The following is a 3,453-nucleotide window of genomic DNA, read 5'->3' on the forward strand; positions in this document are numbered from 1 at the left end:
CGGCTGGATGCCGAGTTCGTGGCCAAGCACATCGAACCGAACCGCGGCAGCAAGATCACCGTCCGTTACCAGCTCTGGCGCCATGCCACAGAAGAGACCAGCCTTTCGAATCCGTTGACGTTCACCGTGGGTGAGGCACAACAGCAACTGTTGGAGCCGGCAAAAGTCGACAAAACGGTGGATAACGTACTCGACCCGAACGAAGCGAAAGACGGCGCTCTGGTTTTGATTCCCGCCAACCGCGATGAGAATGCCGGCGATCACTTCTACATGAATTGGCGCACCGAGGATGGAAGCGTCGATGAGAAGTACAACAAACGCATCAGCGGCAACAACCAGGGCAAAGTGGTGGAATTTCTGGTGCCTGCAGACATTGTGCTGGCGAGCCTGGACGAGACAGTCATCATCACCTACTACGTCGAGTTGTTCGAAGGCGGCGACGACGCCGTCGGTGAGGAATACCGGTTTCTCGTGAAAGCCTCTCCGGCCTTCAAACTGCCGGTGGCCACCTTCAAGGAGGCCACCGGCCCGCAAAAGGACCAGATCAACCCGGATGATGTTTTCCCCCTTGGTGCCACACCGGTTATTCCTGCCACAGCTGACCTGAAGACCGATGATGTCGTGTATATGACCGCGGTGGGTAAAACGGTAAGCCGAAAATCCCACACGGTGCTACCAGACGAGGCCGGAAAACAGCTCGAAAAAATCAAGATAGACCACACCTTCATCGTCGAACAGCTCGATGGCAGCGTTGCCTTGAGCTATACCGTCGAGCGCAAGGCGGGTGGCACCGATGGCCCGTCTGACCCGACCGTTTACGATGTACGCAGAGCGGTTGGCTCTGGCCAGTTGAAAGTCATGGGCGCTCGCTACAACCGCAGCACCTACAGGGCTTCCGGTGCCTGGCGGGTATTGAGTGCGTTCAATGCCAGCACCGGTCGCCCCGTGCAGGCCGAATGGAAATATCCCGATGACAGCCAATGGACGACAGGCAGCACCTGGTATGACACTCATCCGGAGCAGCCGCTGCAAGTGCGCACTTCGGACGACGCACTGACCCTGAACCCGGCGAACATCTTCGGCAATGGTAACGACCTGACAGTTAACGGCCAGTCAGCATACGTTGCGCATCGCGATGTCGGAAATATCCTGGGATGGGGTCTTGCTGCCTACGGGGCAACGATTCCCTCGACCATCATCACCATGGACGACATTGTCGAGGTGAGTTGCACACGCAGCGCCTATGCCGCGCGACGCGCCAACAGTGCGGTCGTGGTCTGGGGGACCGCTGCAGAAGGTGGCAGCATGGGGGGTGTTTCACCGCTGGACTTCAAACAGGTGGTGGGCAACTCCGTCGCCTTCGCGGGCTTGAAGACGACAGGGCAAGTGGTGGCATGGGGCAGCGCTGCAAATGGTGGCACCGTACCGGAAGCCATCAGCATGTTGAGAGACATTACCCACATTTTCTCTGCCGGACAGGCGTTTGCCGCGTTGCGTAGCACCGGCCACGTGGTGGCATGGGGGCTGGCAGCCAATGGCGGAGTCGTGCCGGGCGAATTTGACGGGATCGATGATATCAGGACAGTGCTCGGCAGCCACGGGGCCTTCGCCGCACACCGGCGTAACGGGCGGATTGTCGGTTGGGGCAACGCTACCTATGGCGGCACTGTGCCTGAGGCCATCGCAACCCTGTCCGACGTCATCGAGTTGAGTTGCGCCAACGCCCAGGCATTTGCCGTGCTGCGTGCGACAGGTCAAGTCGCAGTATGGGGAACAGCCGAGTATGGCGGCGTCATCGATGATTTGATCAAAGGGCTAACGGATATTGTTGCAGTCTGCTCCACCTGGCGCGCTTTCGCCGCCCTGCGCGGCAACGGACACGTCGTGGCATGGGGCAGGCCATTAGAAGGTGGCTCCGTGCCGACCGACATCGCCACTCTGGATGACATTGTCCAGATATGTGGGTCTTCGCAGGCTTTCGCAGCACTGCGCAAGAACGGCACGGTGGTCGCGTGGGGCGATAAAACGGTCGGCGGCGATACAACGCCTGTCGTCGATCAACTGACCAATGTGGTGGCCCTTTACAGCAACACCACCGGTTTCACCGCCCTCACATCCGACGGCCGTGTTGTGACCTGGGGCGTAGCGGGTGGCGGCGGCGACAGCAGCGCTGTGCAAGACCAACTGAGGGGCAAGGTCTCGTACCTGGCCACCCCGGCATCACGAGGGCTGGCATTGAAAGCCAGTCAGCGGGCATTGCTCGACACCCCACGGTAACCCCGTTCTCAGCGTTTTTTCCACCCACGATGCCGGCGCTCCCACGGGAGCACCGGCATCCAGATCCATAGGTGAAACCATGTCTGACAAAGCGCCCTTACACAAAGCTCCCTCAGTGGACGAAGCTCCAGGCGGGGTACTGGATCCTGCACTTATTCCTGCCACAGGCGCCACGGTGCGCATCACACCCTACGACGATATGGCGCACCTTGACCGGGTCTTCCTGTTTGTCGGCGATCACTACACCGACTTTATCCCCATCAGCCAAAGCGCAGTGGGCAATGATGTGGAGTTCTCTGTTCCAGCCAAAGAATTCATTGCCAACAGCGACAACATCTTGCCCATTCGCTACGAGTTGCAGCGCGCGGCGGGCACGAATAAAAACAAGAACAAGAAGAGCAAGAAGCAGGTGGCGCAAGCCGCACGGGAGGAATCACTGATCCTGGAGCTGCTGCTCAAGGCGCCTTTCGAAAGCGCAGCAACCCTGGACCTTAGCGCTGAAAACTACGTGGCCTCGGTCCTCAAGCCGCCCAAGGAAACGCCTGCTTTTATACGCATGACCCGAGAAGCCAACTGGGGCACGGCACCCTACGTGTACAGCTGCGATGATGTAGCCATTGCGACCGTGCATCCAGCGTCCGGCGAGGTCACGGCGGTGCGCAATGGAACGTGCAGGATCACGGCGACCGATACCCAGGGCCAGAGCCAGCGTTACCCGCTGACGATCAAGGGCATTCTGGAGCTGCACTTCCTCACTGAAAGCGCTCACTGGGAGGGCATGAAGGTCCTGTGCATGGCAGCCAGAGTGCAGCCGGTCACACTTGCCCAGATCAAACGCCTTTGGTCACTGTATTACCCCAGCAGTGGTCAGGTGGCCGTATACCTTGGCTGGCTGGATTACCCGGTCTGGACCGGAGACGAACTGGGTGCGGGGACGGCCTGGGCTTATGACCTGAACGGTACAGACGTCAATAAAAATGCCGTCGGTCATGACACCAACACATTTCATCAGGCCGTCGGTATCAAACGCGCTTGAAGTCAGCCCGCAGGGACGACGATGATCTGATCATCAAGGACAGCACCATGCCATTGAACACAGCGCTGCTGATTGCCCTTTGGCTATTCGGCACCCTCGCCTTCGCCGCCACCGGCCCGGAGGTGGCCAAGCTGCTCAAC

Annotated in this window: 1 protein-coding gene and 1 pseudogene; both read left to right on the forward strand. The window is 59.4% G+C overall.

Annotation, left to right across the window (positions count from 1 at the left end):
* Nucleotides 1-2,277, forward strand: a pseudogene (locus M0814_RS28795) (hypothetical protein); the annotation flags it as partial.
* 79 nt (nucleotides 2,278-2,356) lie between these two features.
* Nucleotides 2,357-3,313, forward strand: coding sequence for a hypothetical protein (locus tag M0814_RS28800; RefSeq protein ID WP_103486721.1), 957 nt, complete (start codon nucleotides 2,357-2,359; stop codon nucleotides 3,311-3,313).
* Nucleotides 3,314-3,453: the final 140 nt, after the last annotated feature.

The sequence above is a fragment of the Pseudomonas sp. MWU12-2020 genome, assembly GCF_023100605.1.
In the GTDB taxonomy this organism is placed as follows: Bacteria; Pseudomonadota; Gammaproteobacteria; order Pseudomonadales; family Pseudomonadaceae; genus Aquipseudomonas; species Aquipseudomonas fluorescens_H.